Consider the following 17,290-nt stretch of genomic DNA (forward strand, 5'->3'; position numbering starts at 1 on the left):
CCCCACTACACTATACTTACCCCTATCATAAAAAATAAAGAGAACAATTTGACCCTTTTGCACAATAAACGGATCTTCAGACTCTTGAGACGGGTTTTCGTGTGCCTATGCCTTGTTTTTTTAAGTCTGCACGCCGTAAGTTCGGGATCGAATGTGGAGTCGGTTACGGGCAAGGGCGTGGGTGGTGCTAAACACAACGCTAAGAGCCTAGATGAGCAGATCAAGAAGGCGTTAAGAAAACCCGGCCAAGCCCCCCAAGAATCCCAAAAAACCCTAGAAGAACAAAAGCAAGAGGCATCCAAGCCCCTCCAGCCCTTTAGAAAACCCCCCTCCGAGGATTTGGTTGAAGAGCGTAAAGACGGCATCGTGGGTGGGATCGCTGTAACGGTGAACAACGACCCGATCACACTTTACCAAATTGAAATGTTGGAGAAGACAAACCACATCAGCCGCCAGCAGGCGATCAATGCGCTCATCATCCAGCGCATCCAAGCCCAGGAGATCAAACGCTTGAAAATCGATATTGAGGACGACAAGATCGATGCGCAGATTGAAGAGATCGCTAAACACAATGGGATGAGCGTGAACGATTTTATGCGCACGCTTGCCAATGAGGGGATCGACCCCATACACTACAGAAAACAGCTTAAAAAACAGCTGGAAACCAGAGAGCTTTTACGCAACATTTTGCTGTTTAATGTCAATACGAATAGCGAAACCAAAATGCGCGAGTACTACAACGCCCACAGGGATGAATTTAGCGTGCCTAGCGAGATTCTAACCACCCGCTACACCGCTAAGGACACCAAAATCCTAACCCAAGCCTTAGAGAACAAGAACATTGATATCCCCGGAGTGTCTAAGGGCGAAGAAAAGATCAATTTAAAAGCCCTAAACCCGCAGATCGCCCAAATGTTCTTATCTACCAAAGAACACACCTTCACGCCCATCTTGAATGCAGGTGGGGGTAATTATGTGTCCTTTTATATCCAGCAAAAACTCGGCAAAGAGGAAGTGTCTTTCAGCCAAGCCCGTGGCTTCATCGCCAATAAGTTGATTGAAGAGCAACAGGACAAAATCCTTGCCGAATATTATGAAAAATTACGCGTCAAAGCCAAGATTAAATTTTTGCGCTAGGGCTTATGGGCTGTGGAGCAACTAGCCTTTATCTATAAGGACTCGCTCTTTAGTGCTGCAGTTTTGGCGTTTATCATCGGGGGGGTGATTTTGATCGACTATTTGCGCTCCACCCTCGCCCATAGACGCAATTTGAAAGCCTTGAATGCGCTGTCTCACTCTTACGCCCAAGTGGAGTTGGCCTTTGAGGTGCAACAACTTTTGCAAAAGGAGCAGGAAAACCCCCTAGAGGTGCTGGGCTTTAAAACTTGGCTCTTTTTGGCCAAACACTACGCCAAACATGGCAACAGCGAGCAGGCAATTAAAATTTACCTAGCCCTGTTGCCTAAATACCAAAACGAGCGCATTGCCTTGTTAGAGAGCCTGGCTAAGGCGTACATTGATTTAGGCTATGTGCAAAAGGCCAGGGACATTTTGACCGAGGTGTTGCGTATCGACCCGCGCAACACCCACGCCTTGCACTCAATGGTGCAAGTCTACGAAACCATGTGTGAACCGCAAAAAGCCCTAGAGACTTTGGAGTGTTTGGACGCTTTAGGCGAAAGTGGGCTGTTAGACAATTACCACTACCTACAAATGCAAATCCTCATGCAAGAAGATTTGGGCTTGAAAGACCAAAGTCGGGCGATTTTAAAGCTGGGCAGAGAGCAGCATAAACTTTATAAAAGTGCGTTAAAACATTTAAAAACCTACCACAAAGCCCTTTTTTTACAAGAAATCGCCCAGGTCACAGAGGGCAGGGCGTTGGTGGATTTACTTTGGGATATGGAAGAGGGCGAAATCGCCCCTTATTTGGCCGAGTTGCACCCAAGCGTATTGGAGGTATTCATCGCCAAGGGTTATGCTAGGGGGCGGTGTGAAACCTTAGAGCTAGAGGTGTTTCGCACCTTGCATGCTGATTACCATTTGGATTTAAACTTTAGCTACCAGTGCATGGCGTGCAAGAGTGTGTCGCCCTTTGAGAGCTACCGCTGTTTAGTGTGCGCTAAAATCGGACCCAAGGAGGTGGTTTTGAGTCTAGACAAGCGTACCAGTGACCATAAGGCAAGCAATTTAAACTAGGAGGCTCTATGAAAAGCATTGAAATTTTTTGCGATGGCTCGGCTTTAGGCAATCCGGGCTATGGGGGTTACTGCTCCATTTTGCGCTACAAGGGTGTGGAGAAAATCATTAAAGGAGGGGAACTTTACACCACGAACAACCGCATGGAACTAAGGGCAGTCATAGAAGCACTCAAAGTCTTAAAAGAGCCCTGCAATATCCATCTTTACAGCGACTCCATTTATGTTTGTAAGGGCATCAGCGAGTGGTTGAAAATGTGGGTGGCCAAGAAGTTTGCCAAGGTGAAAAATGTGGACTTGTGGCAAGAGTTTTTAACGCTTAAGGGGGCGCACACCATCACCACGCATTGGATCAAAGGACATGACGGACACGCCGAAAACGAGCGTTGCGATAAACTCGCCAAAGAAGAAGCCCTAAGCTACAAACAAAAGGCTAAAGCGTGCTGAAGTTTACAAACCTCAACTATCATTTCAAAAACGACGGGCTCTTGCAACAGGCCTTAACCCACAGAAGCACACAATCGCCTACGAACAACGAGAGGCTAGAGTTTTTGGGCGATGCCGTCTTAGATTTAGCAGTGGCCGAGATTCTTTTTGAACGCTTTAAAGACTTGCAAGAGGGGGACTTGTCTAAAATGCGTGCGTCTTTAGTCAATGAAAAGGCGTTTCATAAATTGGCTCTGCTCTTAGACTTGCAAAAGCACATTGTGGTTTCCCCCGCTGAAGCGCATAACCAAGGGCAAAGCAAGCCGTCTATTCTCTCAAGTGCCTTTGAGGCCCTAATGGGGGTGATCTATTTAGAGAGTGGGCTAGAGGTGGTGCGTGCTTTGATGCAGGATTTATTGGATTTGGTCTACCCAGATTTGTCCCTGCAAGCTCTATTTACTGACTATAAAAGTGCCCTGCAAGAGCTCACCCAAGAACGCTTTAAAACCATCCCCACCTATGTGCTCAAAAGCGAAAGTGGGCCCGACCACGCCAAGCAATTTGAAATGCAAATTTTCATTTTGAGCAAGTTGTACGCCACCTGCACAGCTAAGAGTAAAAAGGAGGCGCAACAACTCTGCGCCAAAGAGGCGTTAGCGCAACTTTCTAGGGGGGCAGAATGAACATGTTTGGGCGTTGTTTGCGTTTAAGCACCTTTGGCGAGTCGCACGGGGTGCTGATTGGGGGCGTTTTAGAGGGCGTGCCCGCGGGGCTAAAAATTGATTTGAGTGCTTTGCAGGCTGAGGTGAATCGGCGCAAGAGCACAAACGCCTACACCACGCCTAGAAGAGAAGAGGACATGGTGGAGGTGGTGAGCGGGGTTTTTGAGGGGGTCAGCACGGGCGCGCCCATTGGCCTACTCATCTATAACCGCAATGTTAAAAGCAAGGACTATAGCAATATTAAAGAAGCCTTTAGGCCCGGGCACGCGGACTTCACCACTTGGGCGAAGTATGGCGTGCGCGACTACAGAGGCGGGGGGCGCACTTCAGCCAGGGAGAGCGTGGCACGGGTTGCGGGGGGGGCGATCGCCAAAATGCTTTTAAAGGAACTGGGCATTGAGGTGTTTAGCGGGGTTTTTAGTGTGGGTGGCATTGAGGCGCAAAAGATAGACTTTAGCCACGCCAAAACTAGCCCCATTTTCAGTTTAGATAAAGACATAGAGCCCGTACAACAAGAGGCAATTTTAAAGGCGAAGACTCTAGGCGATAGCGTAGGGGGCGTTGTTTTGGTACAGGCCAGCGGGGCGCATTTGCTCGGACTTGGCGAGCCCTTGTATGATAAATTAGATGCGCGGCTTGGCAGCGTGTTCATGGGGCTAAATGGGGTCAAGGGGGTGTTTATCGGCGCGCCTAATGCAGCGAGTTTAAGGGGCAGTGGCTACAACGATCCATTAAGCCCTACAGGCTTTAAGAGCAACCACGCCGGGGGGGTGCTAGGCGGGATTGGAAGCGGAGCGGACTTGATCGTGTGGGTGCATTTCAAGCCCACGGCAAGCATCGCCAAAACCCAAAACACCATCAATGCCGCCAACGAGCCCATCAGCCTAGAGCTCAAAGGCAGACACGATCCGTGCATTGCTCTTAGAGGGAGTGTGGTTTGTGAAAGCCTTTTGGCGTTGGTGGTGGCGGATTTTGCGCTTTTAAACATGCCCACCAAGCTCTCAAGTGTGCAGGCTTTTTATCGGCAAAGGTGATTTTATGCTAGAATAGTCCGAAAAAGAGAGGTGCGCATGGCAAGAGCAAAAAGCAAAAAAGCCACTGAGACGGGCATGCAAGACATTTACAAAAGTTTAGAATCCGGACAAAATAAAATCCAAGCCAAACAGATTTCTGCTAAAGAAGTGCTTTTGGAGCTAGAAGAGGGGAGCTTCAATACCAAAGAGGCATGGTTTGTCAGGGACGAGCAGGATCAAAAATTCGTGGTGATCCCCGAAGTGCTGTTGCAGCACATTGTGCGGGTGATCCAAAGAGCGTACGAGGACAAAATCATGGTGGAGTTGGAGCGCGACATGGCGACCTTAACGCCCATTGACTTTGCGGATGCGATGGCGGTGGTGTTTAAGAAGTTAGAGGGTTTGCGGGGCAAGGATGGGAGTTTGCCAAAAATCAGCTCGCTTGACTTTGTCAAACAAATTAAAAAGCAGCACCCCAATTTGTTTTTTAATCTGCCCGAGTTTTTAGAGAGCAAACGCCAAGAGCTGGACCTTGATAGTTTAGCTCTGCCCTTTTAGTCGTGCAAGAATTAGACTTTCACAAATACGCCTCTTACTCTAAGCCCGGTCCGCGCTACACAAGCTACCCCACCGCTGTGGAGTTTAACCCAAGCTTTCAAGAGGCAGAACTCTTAGAGGCGTTTAAGCGGGCGGACCAAAAAATCCCCTTGTCTTTGTATTTCCATTTGCCCTTTTGCAAAAGCGCATGCTATTTTTGCGCTTGCAGTGTGATCTACACGAACAGCCAAAGCAAGAAAGAACGCTACATTGGGTATTTGGCTAAAGAGCTGGAGCTGTTAAAATTCCATCTAGACACGCATAGGGAGGTGGTGCAACTGCACTTTGGCGGGGGCACGCCCACTTTTTACAACGCCGAGCAGTTAGATCGCATCATCATAAACATTAAAGCCACCTTCCCTAATTTTTCTAAAGAGGCGGAGCTCTCTTGTGAAATCGACCCGAGGCATTTTAGTCTAGAACAAATGCAGGTGTTAAAAAAGCACGGCTTTAACCGCTTAAGCTTTGGGGTACAAGACTTTGACCCACGGGTACAAGTGGCGATCAACCGCTTGCAAGGCGTGGATTTAGTGCACGAAAAAGTGCAAATCGCGCGGGATTTTGGGATCAACTCTATTAACTTTGACTTGATTTATGGCCTGCCCTTACAGACGATCCAAAGCTTTGAAACCACCCTATTGGAGGTGTTAAAGCTCAATCCCGATCGCTTGGCGGTCTTCAACTACGCCCATGTCCCCTGGGTGAAACACACCATGAAAATCGACCCCAAAACCTTACCCAGCCCACAAGAAAAATTAGCCTTGTTGCAATTTTTGATCGGGTTTTTAAAAGAGCATGGCTATGAAATGATTGGCATGGATCACTTCGCTAAGAAAGACAACGAGCTGTATTTGGCCCTGCAAAACAAGCAACTCAGGCGCAACTTCCAAGGCTACACCACGAAAAAATTCTCCCAAACCATCGGCGTGGGGGTTACTAGCATTGGCGAGGGGCAAGACTACTACACGCAAAACTTTAAAGACCTGAAACGCTACGAGCAGGTCCTAGATGGTGGGCATTTGCCCGTGGAGAGGGGGGTTAGGCTGAGTAGTGAAGATCGCCTAAGAAAAGAGGTGATCATGCACCTTATGAATAACCTAGAGCTGGATTTTCACAGCATTGAAAAGGCGTTTAACATTGACTTTAAAACACATTTTAAAGACGCACTCAGTGCCCTCAAACCCTACGAGCAAGAGGGCTTGGTGACGATCAGTGAGGGGAGGCTAAAGACCAGCCCCACGGGGGCGATGCTGGTGCGCAATTTAGCCATGGTGTTTGACGCGTATTTGGGAGCACAAAGTGGCGCACGCCGATTTAGCCAAACACTCTAGTCCTTTTGATATCAATGCCTCGATTCAAGAAGTTACGCAGAAATGCGTGAAATGCGCTAAATGCGTGCCCAGTTGTACCATTTACCGGGTGCATAAGGATGAGAGCACTTCGCCTAGAGGCTTTTTAGACCTCATAGCACAGGTAAAACAAGAGAGCCTAGAGCTCGATAAGAGCCTTAAAAAAATCTTTGAAAGCTGTTTTTTATGCACCACTTGTGTGCAAACATGCCCCTTCCATTTGCCCATAGACTCGATGATTGAAAAAATCCGCCTAGAGAGCACGCACAAACACGGGATCGCTTTGCATAAAAGGGTTTATTTTTACTTGCTAAGACATCCAAGGCTCATGGACATCGTCTTTAGGCTCTGCTACGCCCTGGCCCCCTGCGCCTTTAAACAAGAGGGAGATAAGTTAAAGTGGCGTTTTAAGGGCTCTTTTTCGTGGCAAAAGCGCGCGTTTTTCCCTTTTGTGGCTAAGAGTTTTTTACAAACTTATCAAGGCACCATCGCCCCTAAAGCTCCCCTAGAGCCCAAGGAGCCTTTAAGAAAAGTCGGGCTGTTCATTGGTTGTTTGGGTAATTACAATTACCCCCAGGTGGGTAAAAGCCTTTTAGCTTTGCTCGACAAGCTCAATTTTAGCGTGGCGATCCCCAAACAAGTTTGCTGTGGCGCGCCGGCGTATTTCACGGGGGATTTTACCACCGCTTGGTTTTTAGCTAAACAAAATATACAGAGCCTAGCCACTTTAGCTACTGAGGTGGAGGCAATTTTAGTGCCTGAAGCGACTTGCATTAGCATGCTTAAAAAGGACTACCAGCATTTGATCGAAAGCTTGAAAGATAGCCAAGAGCGTGTCCTTTGGACTGAAAAATTTGAAAAAGTCCAAGTCAAGTTACAAATGGCATCGCATTTTTTAGCCACACAAACGCCCTTAAGCAAGTATTTAGAAAGCAAAGCGCAAAACCCCATCAGTGTAACCTACCACGATCCATGCCACGCGAAAAAAGTGCTTGGCATCTACAAAGAACCTAGAAGTTTGCTTAAGATCAACTACCAAATTTTGGAAATGCAAGAGAGTGACCGCTGTTGTGGTTTTGGCGGGGTTACCATGCAAAGTGAGCATTACAAACTCAGTTTAAAGGCGGGCGCGCCCAAAGCCCTAGACATTGTCGGCACGAAAGCGCAGGTGGTGAGCGCAGAGTGTTCGGCGTGTCGGATGCAGTTAAACAACATCTTAGAGCAGATCCATGCCCCCGTGCAATTCTTGCACCCCCTAGAATTGCTGGAAAAAAGTCTAAGTGGGGTGTAGCTTTCTTTTTTATAACAACACATGTTAAAAAAATTATGCTAGAATAGCAAGAATCATTTAACTTAAAGAAGAGGATTACAATGAATAGAAGACTTTACGCCTTTTTATCGAGTGCCATGGTTTTTGGTGCGACAGGTTTGCAGGCTGAGAGGAACGCCTGGTATGTAGGTGCAAGTTACGAAGTCGGGCAAGTGGGGCAAACTGTAAACAACCCCAAACCCGATGATCCAGACACCTACAACTTCCCATTGTTGCCTACAGGGCATTACAGCAACTTGGCCGTGATGCAAGGTTTGGGCATCAGCGTGGGGTACAAACAATTTTTTGGCAAGAAGAAGTGGTTTGGATTGCGTTACTATGGCTTCATGGACTACGGACACGCGGTCTTTGGGGCAAATGAGCTCGTCCCCGGAACGCGCCCTTTTGCCAACTTGACCGACATGTTCACCTACGGCGGGGGCATCGACACGCTTTATGATGTCATCAATAAAAAAGATGTTACTTTCGGCTTCTTTTTGGGCGCAGCGATTGCGGGTAACTCTTGGGGTAACACCACAGGTGGCACGCTCTTGGGCATTACCTACCCCGCTAAATCCGAGCAGGTCCTAGACCCCGCCATGTTCCAGTTTCTCTTTAATTTAGGGATGCGCACCACCATCGGCAAACACCAAGAGTTTGACTTCGGGATCAAAATCCCCACCATCAACGACTACTACTTCAATAAAAAGGCTTTGGCGTTCACTTACCGCCGTCAGTACAGCTTGTATGTGGGCTACCGCTACAACTTTTAATGCGAGGATACCCCTAGAACAGAAGGGGTAAAATGCCAGAGACACAGCAACTACAAGCGATCTTGGAAAAGGCTTTGACCGACATCAAAGGGGTTTTAGCCTCCAGCTTTGAAGCCCACTTCAACACTCTGCTCGAAAAAGAAAAACTCCAGATTGAAAAACAATTTGCCACAAGGTTGCAAGAGAAAGATAAAAAGATCGCCAACCAGCAGAAAGCCCTCTTCGACACCACGACCAAATTAAAGGCGGTGAAAACCGAGCTAGGGCAGCTCAAACAACAGCAAAACAACGAGAAACAAAGAAATGAGAGCCCCAAAATGGCGGGCTTAAGAGTTGCCATCGAGAACCAACAAAGATGCATCGATAAACTCAAGGCCCGTTTAAAACAAGCGGGGCTAGAGGACGAGGGTGTGGAGGCTGAGGAGGGCAGTGCCCCCAATCTTCTAGAACTGCAGGAGCGCATCGCCCACTTGGAGCAGACCATCAAGGCACAGAACTACCACATCCAAAGCCAACGCAATTTGATCTTGGGCTATCAAGAACAATTTGAAAACACAGGCCTACCTTGGGACACCAAAGAATCTTTAAAAAACAGCCTAGAGGGTGAGAAAGAGGACAAGTCCTAGCTTGGTGAATTAGTGCTAACCCTAGGTGCATTGCTCACTTACGGAATTTAGGGGTACAAGATTTTGTTTAGCCAACCCCTTCAATAGGGTTGGAGGGCATGGGAAGTTTCAAGGTTAGCCAACTTGAAAGAGCTCTTTTAAGGGGGTACCTAGGGGGTTTTCATCAACTGCTTTTGAGGTTTATACTCTGCCCTTCTCACAGACCTACAAAATTCTATAAAACTTTGCAAAATCCTACAAAACCAGAATTTCTACTGTGTTCTTGTTTCATCCATGCCCGCTCTTATCAAAAAGCTCCGCTTTTGTCCTTTGATTTTCGGGAGGCAAGCAAAGCTTACAGCTTTTCGCATGGAGTCCCCATTGGGGGTAGCAAGCGTTAATTCGACTGGAACTCTGCCTACTAAAGGCAATGCCTGTTCTAGCAAAAATTGGAGTTTGTGAGACAAAAATAAATCTATTAAAAACTTGTATAGTTTTATTGATTCTTATAGGTTCCATCTTACTGTTTCTAGCCCCCAAACTTGTACCTAGTGCGCCTTTTTGCTATCTTGGCTAGGTACGATAAAAATCGTTTCTTGTTGTACAGAGATTTTGGGGTTATCCACGCTGTAAGCCTTTACCACAATTGGCAGAATTTCTTTTTTGGCATGGGTTACATCGTGTTTCTCATAGGCTTCTTTGGCGATCTTTAAAGGCATGCGCAAGATCACTACAACCTTAAGCTTGCCTTGTGGGTCGATGCTGAGCGTGTTTTTAGGGCGTACAATGCTGATGTGCGGCTCGTCCACATTAAAGGTGTAGGCGTGTGGACTGTTGCTTGTGTTTTGGAACAAAAAGACATAGCTGTTGTCTACAAAATCGTTATGGATGGCATAGAGTTGCCCCCCATGCGTGATGTCCAAGAGCATGGAAGCCTTTTTAAGTGAGCCGATAATGAGTGCTCCCATGACCACCAAGAGCACCCCCACATAGGCGATCGTCTTTGAGCGCCATAACTTCACCTTGCTGTGTGTGTTCGTGGCGTTGGTCGAAGACCATTGGATCAAACTTGGCTTGTTTAATTTGCCCATCGTCACCGTGCAAGCGTCCACACACTCTAGGCAGTTGATGCACTCTAATTGCATGCCCTTTCTGATGTCGATGTGAGTGGGGCAGACCAGCACGCAATGGTTGCAACTCACGCATTCATTGGCCTTGTTACGCTTTTGGGGCAGGCTGGGGATTTTGACATTGTTCTCATCATAGATCACCCCTCCCCTTGCGTTATCATAAATGGGATTTAGTGTATTGTCATCAAAAAGCACGCTTTGCACCCGTGCATAGGGACATAGGTAGATACAAAAATGCTCTTTTGCCACCACGATGTCAAAGAACACCACCGCGCTTAAAACCGCCCAAATACCAATGAGCAAGATATTGTCTGCTGGGTGGGCTAGGTGGTTAAAGAACTCATGGGGGGGGACAAAGTAGAACAGCAACACCGCCATCGACACAACGGGCACGGGGGCAAAAAGGATGAGTCCAATGATCTTTTTAAGCTGGTTGCTGGGGGTTTTGGGCGTGGGGCGTTGTTTATTACTGATCTTAGCATGCAAGCCTAAAAGCTTGGTTTCGATCAAATCTCTGTGGATTGCTCTAAAAATTGTTTGCGGGCAGCCCCATCCGCACCACACCCGCCCGAGCATGGAGGTGATAAAGAAGATAAAAATGAAGAGGAAGATCACCAAGAAGGGTAGAAGGTACATTTCTTGGGCACTGTAGATTTTGCCAAAGAGGTGGATTTGTCTATGCTCAAAGGAGAGCAAGAACACCTGCCCTTCGCCCATGTGGATGAAGGGCACACTGATCGCAAAAATCGTGATCGCAACCGCTGCTATGTAGCGTTTTAAACGAAAAGACTGGCGGAAATAATGGTCTTTATCCGCCCCTTTTATTGGGTTTTGTAAAACCATTGTATGAAAATCCTTGTCGGAGTGATGGGTGCATGGTAGCGAAGATTGTTTAAGGATGGTTAAATATTTTGAGGGATTTCTTAAGATTAGCTAGATTGTGTTAGAATGTATTCCATCCATTCTTAATACTTATCCACTGATTTTTTTGGGAGGTACGCCATGCGGCATTACATGCGCATCATTGTCCTTTTGGCTTTTTCGAGCTTTTGTTTGGGCGTGGCCGAGTTCTTGGTCTCTGGAATTTTGCCTAGACTTGGGGAGTTTTATGGGGTGTCGGTGGGCGAGGCGGGTAATTTGGCCACAATGTATGCTTTAGGCGTGGTGTGTGCACCCCTAATTAGTGTACCCATCTCCCGTCTTAATTACCGCAACCAGTTCATGTTCACTTTGGGTCTGTTTGCTCTCTCCAATGCCTTGATGTTCTTGAGCCACAGCCTTTTAAGTGCGCTCATCGCCCGCTTCATCGGGGGGCTCATGCACGGTTTATTCTTTGTAATCGCCACCATTGTGAGCATTAAGGTCGCCCCCAAGTCCAAAACCAGTATGGCACTTAGCCTCATGGCAAGTGGTCTCACCGTGGCACTGGTCACAGGTGTGCCCTTGGGGATTTTGGTGGCAAAACATTTCGGGCTTTTAGCCCCTTTTCTCTTGGTGGCGTGCATGGCGTGTTTGGCGACTTTCTTGGCGTTGTTCATCTTGCCCAAATTCACCAGCAAACAAGCCAGCTTTAAAAATTTGGGTGTGGCGTTTCACTTCAGACCTGTGTGGCAGGGCTTTTTGGTAACTGCCTTTTCGTGTGGATCGATGTTTGTGGTCTATATCTATCTGCGGGTTTTGCTTGAAAAACATGACTTTAGTGCTGAAAGCATCACCAACATTTACCTTTACTATGGCTTGGCGGCGATGCTTGGCAACCTCTTTGGGGGTAAGCTCACAGACTTAAGGGGCTCATTTTGGGCACTGCGCCTTCTGCTTAGCATGCAAGTGCTCGCCTTGTTTGCCATGAGCTTTAGTCATCACTTGCCCAAGCCCTTTGTGGTGATCAACACCATGGCTTTTGGCTTCTTTGGCTTTGCGTGCATCGCCCCATTGAAAATGCTGAGCAGTTACTTAGCCCGTGCCTTCACACCAGACACAACCAACAGTACCATCGCACTCAATGAAAGTTCATTCAATCTAGGGATCACTTTTGCGTCTTTAACCGGCGGGCTCGTGGCGCACTACATTAGTGTTGATGTGAATGGTATTTGCGCTTCTCTCTTTGCTTTGAGTGCCTTTAGCTTTTTGAGTTTTGGGCTCAAACAAGCCTATTTGCAAAGGCACTAAAAGTGTCAGGGAGTCGATTTGAAAAGAATCATCGCAAACGCTTCTATCCTCACTAAAAACCGGGGTTGGGGTTTACACCCTAGCCGTGCTCCAAGCCCTCGAAGAGCACTTCAAAGATAGAAAAGACATCGAAATCAAACTATACGCCAATGGCAAGCTCTGCAGCTTGCAAGACTTGCACATAAAAGCCCCTCCCTCCTCTAGACCTTCTCTTTTTTCATGTTTTAGTTGGTCGGCTTTAGTTGGTCGGCTTAAGGGGGGTTTTAAGTTTATTCAAGCAGTTGTGCACCCAAAAAAGGGTATCTGTGGCTCAAATACCGCCTTGTCTAGCCTTTTTTGATGCGCCGCCACCTAGAGTGCCTAAAATTGCCTCTCTTTGATCTTTATGTGGACCTATTTTTCATGGGGCCTCCTTTAAAAGCCCGCAAGGTTTTAGACTGTGTACACGATGTGCCCCTATGCGATGAGCAGAGTTGCTGCACCAAGGGCGAGCACCAAGTGCTCTTTGCTCACTACACGGCACAACGCCTGCTAGAATACGACGAGCTGATTTGTTTCGCTGAATGGGTGAAAGCGGGCTCCCCTACCACCCAACTTGGGAGAGTTTATTTTGGTTGTCGGGGCCAAGACAAAGCGTAAAAATGTGGCGGGCTTGATCGAAGCCTTTAAACTCTTAGATGAGCCCTTGCAAGAACGCTTTAAAATTGTGCTCACGGGGGCAGATTTTGATTTGAGTCCTAGAAGCCAAGCTCAACCAACCATTCATCATCAATTTAGGCTATGTAAGCGATGGTTTGTTACAGGCACTGTGTTCCCATGCCAGCTTGCTGTGGTGGGGAGTTTAGCAGAGGGGTTTGGCTTGCCCATGGTAGAAGCCATGCGCGCCTCTTGTGTGGTCTTGGCCAGCAATGTCTTTTGTATGCCCGAGATTTTAGGTGATGCGGGGATTTATTGCGACCCCTACAACCCCATAGACATCGCCAAGCGATTAGAAATTGCCCTCACACCGATGAAGCTTTACGCCAAGAGTGTATCGCCAAAGGCTTAAAGCGTTCTAAACTCTTTGACTTTAAAGAGAGCATGCGAAAACAGATAAAGGTCGTGGAGAGGATGTTAAATTAGTCTATTAGGGCTTAAAAAAGCCTATTTTCACCAAAAATAGCTATACTCAGCCCAAAAACACAGGATCACGATGTTACAAATCACCAACTTAAGCATGCGTTATGCGACCAAAAAACTCTTTGAAAATGTGAATCTCAAGTTAGATGCCCACAAACGCTATGGACTCATTGGAGCTAATGGCGCGGGCAAAAGCACCTTTTTAAGAATTTTAGCCGGTGCGCTCGAGCCAAGTAGTGGAGAAATTAGTATAGGCTCGGGGCTCAAATTAGGGGTTTTGGGCCAAGATCAATACGCCTTTGAAGAGTTCAGTCTCAAAGATGCCGTTTTAATGGGAAATAAAATTCTCTATGATGCGCTCAAAGAAAAAGAAAATCTCTACGCAAAAGCGGATTTGAGCGATGATAAAACCAACGCCCGCCTAGCCGAGCTAGAAATGATCTGTGTGCAAGAAGATCCCTTGTATGAGTGCGAAGTGGTGGTTGAAAAGATTTTGGAGGATTTGGGTATCCCAGCACACCGGCATAACGATTTGATGAAAAGTTTGCCTAGCAGCGATAAATTTAAAATCCTCTTAGCCCAAGTGCTCTTCCCCAAGCCCGATATTTTGCTCCTAGACGAGCCCACCAACAACCTAGATTTAAACGCCATCGCGTGGCTAGAGGAGAATTTAAAACGCCATGAGGGTACGATGGTGATCATCAGCCACGATCGCCACTTTCTCAATGCGATCTGTACCCATATTTTAGATTTAGACTTTAACAGCTTAAGAGAGTTTAGCGGAAACTACGATGATTGGTATATCGCTTCCACTTTGATCGCCAAACAAAAGGAAGCCGAGCGCAATAAAAAGCTCAAGGAAAAAGAGGAGCTAGAGCGCTTCATCGCGCGCTTTTCGGCCAATGCTAGCAAGGCGCGCCAAGCTACTAGCCGCCAAAAGCAATTAGAAAAGCTAGACATCCAGAGCATTGAAATCTCAAGCCGGCGCGATCCAAGTATTGTCTTTAAGCCAAACCGCCCGATTGGCAATGAAGCCCTAGAGTGCCACCACATTTCTAAATCTTATGGAGATTTAGTGGTGCTCAACAAGGTGAGCCTTAAAATTGCGCCCAAAGATAAGATCGCGCTTATTGGACCTAATGGGGTGGGCAAGAGCACGCTGTGTAAAATCTTGGTAGAGGAACTCACCCCAGATAGCGGCGCTGTCAAATGGGGCGCGACCGTGCAGAGAGGTTACTTCCCCCAAGATGTGAGCGAGAGCATAGAGGGACAGGAGAGTTTGTATCAGTGGCTCTTTAATTTCAACAAAAAGATTGAAAGCAGCGAGGTGCGCAATGCTTTAGGGCGCATGCTCTTTAGCGGGGCCGAGCAAGAAAAGAGTGTGAGTGCCTTAAGTGGGGGGGAAAAACACCGCATGGTTTTATCTAAGCTGATGCTAGAGCGGGGCAATTTTTTAGTACTCGATGAGCCCACCAACCATTTAGATTTAGAAGCCATCATCGCCTTAGGCGAAGCGCTGTATAAATTTGAGGGGGCGCTCATCTGTGTGAGCCACGATCGCGAGCTCATTGGCGCTTATGCCAACCGTATCATTGAGCTTGTCCCCACCAATAAGGGCGCAAAAGTGATCGATTTTAAAGGCAGTTATGAGGAGTATTTAGAGTCTAAAAACCCTTGACAAATCAGTCAAGTAGCACTACAATAGCAACATTTTTATTTTTGTATTTAAGGAGTTTTGGTATGGTAGTTAGCAAACAGCAAACAGCAAACAGCAAACAGCAAACAGCAAACAGCAAACAGCAAACAGCAAACGCGTAGCGTTTGCTTCTGCAAGCCTTCAAAATTCTCTTAAGACCTTTTTAGCCGGTGCTCTTAGCCTTTTCTCTTTAGTCCCTTTAAGTGCCGAAAAAAATGGCGCGTTTATAGAGGGGGATTTTTCGTATTCTAACTTTGGCGGGACACTGACGGTGAGCAACCCCGCTTTAGAACAGGTGCTAGGCAAAGAAAAACCTATGAATGGCAATCTCTTTGGGGCGGATATTCAGATTGGCTATAAGCAATTCTTTGGGGCTAAAAAGCGCTTTGGTTTGCGCTACTATGGCTTTTTTAGCGGACAGGGCGGGAGAGGTTCGTATAAAATACAACAATCTAACGATGCTGGCACTACCTATTGGGCAACTATCACCCAACAAGCCGCAAATTTATTCTATGGTGTGGGGCTCGATGCGCTCTTTAATTTCTATGAGAAAAAGCAACACAGCTTTGGAGTGTTTGCGGGCGTAATGGTGGGCGGAAGCTCGTGGTTAATGGGCAGGGGCTACATTAACAATGGGCAATGTGCCTATAGCAATGATGATGGGCAATGCGTGGGTATGGAGAGTTATTTTAAAGATAGGGTAAAAAATTTTAGTGGCGATGGTTTTAAGGGTAGCCTTTCACCCACCCATGTACAAGTTCTTGTCAATCTGGGCATACGAGCAAATTTGAGCAAACATCAGGGCTTTGAGTTAGGCGTGCGTATCCCCACAATCAATGACCCTTACCTAACCCTCACGCGCACACAAGACTATGAAGAGTATGGGGTTAAAAAGGGCGATTCTATCAACATGAGATTTAGGCGCAATATCGCCATTTATGCTAACTATGTGATCAATTTCTAAGAAAAATTAAGGTGGGCTGGTGCGCACAGCCCGCCACTTTTAAGATAAACATGGTAAAATTTCTAATGGGCGTAAGAACTTTTACCCTAGTTTTTCTTCTTGTCTTCTTTTGCATGAATCTCTTTAGCTATATGAGGCTAAGGAAGTTTGCCTATCCCTTTTTGCGCTTTCTGCCTATTTTTCTGTATGGTTTAAACATTCTCTATCGGGTCGTGCAAATGAAAACTTTTGCCCATTTGGAGACATTACAGACTTTCTTGTATGCCCTAGGCGGGCTGAGTATGGCCGCAAGTTTTATTCTGTTCTGCCTGTTATTGTTGCACCTCATCGCGCTTAAAACACTTCCTCAAAGCATAGACACACACAGACGTCAAAGCCTTAAAAAACTCTTAGATATAGGTCTATTAGGGGTTTTCTTTCCCTCTATGGCAAAAGGCTTTTACAATGCCACCAATCTTGTGATCACAAGGCGCAGCGTCAAGCTCAAGAATTTAAAAGAAGCGTGCCACCTTGTGATGATCAGCGATGCACACATAGGCGCGTATCTTAAAAAGGATTACTTGCAAGAGATTGTAGATCGTATCAACGCGCTTCAGCCAGATATCGTCGTGATTGTGGGGGATTTGGCGGATTTAAAGGCTCAGTTGGTACAAAAGGATTTAACCCCGCTTAAAAGTATCCAATCTCAATACGGCGTGTATTGTGTGCTGGGTAACCATGAATATTACCACGGGGTGGATGCGCTTATTAAAGTGTTTAAAAAGAATCATTTACGCGTACTGCAAAATGAGAGTGTTCAAGTAGCGGGGTTTAATCTAATGGGGGTGAATGACCTGATAGGGTATCGCTTCAAACGCTTTGAACCTGATTTTAAGGCTATCTTTGCTAGGGCCAACCCTAATCTGCCCAGTATTTTACTCTCTCACCAACCTAAATCCTTAAGGTATTTGGAACAAAAACCCGATTTGCTCTTGTGCGGGCATACCCATGCCGGGCAGATATTCCCCTTTAGCCTCTTGGTGTGGCTGGATCAAAAATACATCTATGGGCATTATCATTTCAAAGATTGCCAAATGATTGTGAGTAGTGGTTGTGGCTTTTGGGGTCCGCCTGTGAGGATACTAACCAAGAGCGAAATCGTGTCCATCCATCTAGAGCCTGCAAATCAAGTCTAGTGTTCAGATGCAAGGTGTCTTTTGGCTTTATTTTATTTCAATCAC

17 protein-coding genes are annotated in these 17,290 nt (G+C 46.7%); 16 read left to right on the plus strand and 1 reads right to left on the minus strand.

The annotated features are described in order from the left end of the window. The first annotated feature begins 99 nt into the window (after positions 1-99). The 10 genes from AOG36_RS01105 to AOG36_RS01150 all read left to right on the plus strand — a co-directional run bounded on the left by AOG36_RS01105 (position 100) and on the right by AOG36_RS01150 (position 9,013). Positions 100-1,137 (plus strand): peptidylprolyl isomerase, encoded by a 1,038-nt coding sequence (locus AOG36_RS01105; protein WP_231623640.1) that lies wholly within the window; start codon positions 100-102, stop codon positions 1,135-1,137. 12 nt (positions 1,138-1,149) lie between these two features. Next, a complete protein-coding gene (locus tag AOG36_RS01110) occupies positions 1,150-2,199 on the plus strand; it encodes a tetratricopeptide repeat protein (protein ID WP_015105901.1) in 1,050 nt (349 codons plus the stop codon). Between the two features lie 8 nt (positions 2,200-2,207). Further along, a complete protein-coding gene (rnhA, locus tag AOG36_RS01115) occupies positions 2,208-2,645 on the plus strand; it encodes a ribonuclease HI (protein ID WP_015105902.1) in 438 nt (145 codons plus the stop codon). Beyond that, positions 2,639-3,307: a ribonuclease III gene (rnc, locus tag AOG36_RS01120; RefSeq protein WP_015105903.1), complete on the plus strand. Its 669-nt coding sequence runs from the start codon at positions 2,639-2,641 to the stop codon at positions 3,305-3,307. Before rnhA ends, rnc begins: the two co-directional genes overlap by 7 nt. After that, positions 3,304-4,380 (plus strand): chorismate synthase, encoded by a 1,077-nt coding sequence (gene aroC / locus AOG36_RS01125; protein ID WP_015105904.1) that lies wholly within the window; start codon positions 3,304-3,306, stop codon positions 4,378-4,380. The genes rnc and aroC overlap by 4 nt, the downstream gene beginning before the upstream one ends. A gap of 36 nt (positions 4,381-4,416) precedes the next feature. Next, complete coding sequence (locus AOG36_RS01130) at positions 4,417-4,917, plus strand: DUF2603 domain-containing protein (protein ID WP_015105905.1); 501 nt, start codon at positions 4,417-4,419, stop codon at positions 4,915-4,917. 2 nt (positions 4,918-4,919) lie between these two features. Next, complete coding sequence (hemN, locus tag AOG36_RS01135; RefSeq protein WP_015105906.1) at positions 4,920-6,287, plus strand: oxygen-independent coproporphyrinogen III oxidase; 1,368 nt, start codon at positions 4,920-4,922, stop codon at positions 6,285-6,287. After that, the gene (locus tag AOG36_RS01140; protein WP_231850665.1) at positions 6,256-7,596 is read left to right on the plus strand and encodes a (Fe-S)-binding protein; all 1,341 of its coding nucleotides are present in this window, start codon (positions 6,256-6,258) and stop codon (positions 7,594-7,596) included. Before hemN ends, AOG36_RS01140 begins: the two co-directional genes overlap by 32 nt. Before the next feature lie 80 nt (positions 7,597-7,676). Further along, on the plus strand, positions 7,677-8,387 hold the full coding sequence (locus AOG36_RS01145; protein WP_015105908.1) for an outer membrane protein: 711 nt from the start codon (positions 7,677-7,679) through the stop codon (positions 8,385-8,387). A 32-nt stretch (positions 8,388-8,419) separates the two neighbouring features. Then, positions 8,420-9,013, plus strand: a complete 594-nt coding sequence (locus tag AOG36_RS01150) for a hypothetical protein (protein WP_015105909.1) — start codon at positions 8,420-8,422, stop codon at positions 9,011-9,013. Positions 9,014-9,540: 527 nt separating this feature from the next. Here AOG36_RS01150 and ccoG read toward each other — a convergent pair. Beyond that, entirely contained in the window at positions 9,541-10,965 is a 1,425-nt protein-coding gene (ccoG, locus tag AOG36_RS01155; RefSeq protein ID WP_015105910.1) for a cytochrome c oxidase accessory protein CcoG, read from the minus strand. Between the two features lie 159 nt (positions 10,966-11,124). Between ccoG and AOG36_RS01160 the strand changes: the two genes are divergently transcribed. The 6 genes from AOG36_RS01160 (at position 11,125) to AOG36_RS01190 (ending at position 17,245) form a co-directional block, all read left to right on the plus strand. Further along, positions 11,125-12,291: an MFS transporter gene (locus AOG36_RS01160; RefSeq protein ID WP_053825372.1), complete on the plus strand. Its 1,167-nt coding sequence runs from the start codon at positions 11,125-11,127 to the stop codon at positions 12,289-12,291. A 339-nt stretch (positions 12,292-12,630) separates the two neighbouring features. Beyond that, positions 12,631-12,930, plus strand: a complete 300-nt coding sequence (locus AOG36_RS08895) for a hypothetical protein (RefSeq protein ID WP_015105912.1) — start codon at positions 12,631-12,633, stop codon at positions 12,928-12,930. 4 nt (positions 12,931-12,934) lie between these two features. After that, on the plus strand, positions 12,935-13,339 hold the full coding sequence (locus tag AOG36_RS01175) for a glycosyltransferase (protein ID WP_015105913.1): 405 nt from the start codon (positions 12,935-12,937) through the stop codon (positions 13,337-13,339). 144 nt (positions 13,340-13,483) lie between these two features. Further along, positions 13,484-15,088 (plus strand): ABC-F family ATP-binding cassette domain-containing protein, encoded by a 1,605-nt coding sequence (locus AOG36_RS01180; RefSeq protein ID WP_015105914.1) that lies wholly within the window; start codon positions 13,484-13,486, stop codon positions 15,086-15,088. A 289-nt stretch (positions 15,089-15,377) separates the two neighbouring features. Beyond that, complete coding sequence (locus AOG36_RS01185; protein ID WP_015105915.1) at positions 15,378-16,070, plus strand: outer membrane protein; 693 nt, start codon at positions 15,378-15,380, stop codon at positions 16,068-16,070. Positions 16,071-16,288: 218 nt separating this feature from the next. Next, entirely contained in the window at positions 16,289-17,245 is a 957-nt protein-coding gene (locus tag AOG36_RS01190; RefSeq protein ID WP_238374870.1) for a metallophosphoesterase, read from the plus strand. The last annotated feature ends 45 nt before the right edge of the window (positions 17,246-17,290 follow it).

This window comes from Helicobacter heilmannii (genome assembly GCF_001283065.1).
Lineage (GTDB): Bacteria > Campylobacterota > Campylobacteria > Campylobacterales > Helicobacteraceae > Helicobacter > Helicobacter heilmannii.

What these genes read in the sequence shown, in the direction of transcription:
- rnhA (WP_015105902.1), top strand. Translation starts at nt 2,208, where the DNA reads ATGAAAAGCATTGAAATTTTTTGCGATGGCTCGGCTTTAGGCAATCCG.
- aroC (WP_015105904.1), top strand. Translation starts at nt 3,304, where the DNA reads ATGAACATGTTTGGGCGTTGTTTGCGTTTAAGCACCTTTGGCGAGTCG.
- AOG36_RS01130 (WP_015105905.1), top strand. Translation starts at nt 4,417, where the DNA reads ATGGCAAGAGCAAAAAGCAAAAAAGCCACTGAGACGGGCATGCAAGAC.
- AOG36_RS01145 (WP_015105908.1), top strand. Translation starts at nt 7,677, where the DNA reads ATGAATAGAAGACTTTACGCCTTTTTATCGAGTGCCATGGTTTTTGGT.
- AOG36_RS01150 (WP_015105909.1), top strand. Translation starts at nt 8,420, where the DNA reads ATGCCAGAGACACAGCAACTACAAGCGATCTTGGAAAAGGCTTTGACC.
- ccoG (WP_015105910.1), bottom strand. Translation starts at nt 10,965, where the DNA reads ATGGTTTTACAAAACCCAATAAAAGGGGCGGATAAAGACCATTATTTC.
- AOG36_RS01160 (WP_053825372.1), top strand. Translation starts at nt 11,125, where the DNA reads ATGCGGCATTACATGCGCATCATTGTCCTTTTGGCTTTTTCGAGCTTT.
- AOG36_RS08895 (WP_015105912.1), top strand. Translation starts at nt 12,631, where the DNA reads ATGCGCCGCCACCTAGAGTGCCTAAAATTGCCTCTCTTTGATCTTTAT.
- AOG36_RS01180 (WP_015105914.1), top strand. Translation starts at nt 13,484, where the DNA reads ATGTTACAAATCACCAACTTAAGCATGCGTTATGCGACCAAAAAACTC.
- AOG36_RS01190 (WP_238374870.1), top strand. Translation starts at nt 16,289, where the DNA reads ATGAAAACTTTTGCCCATTTGGAGACATTACAGACTTTCTTGTATGCC.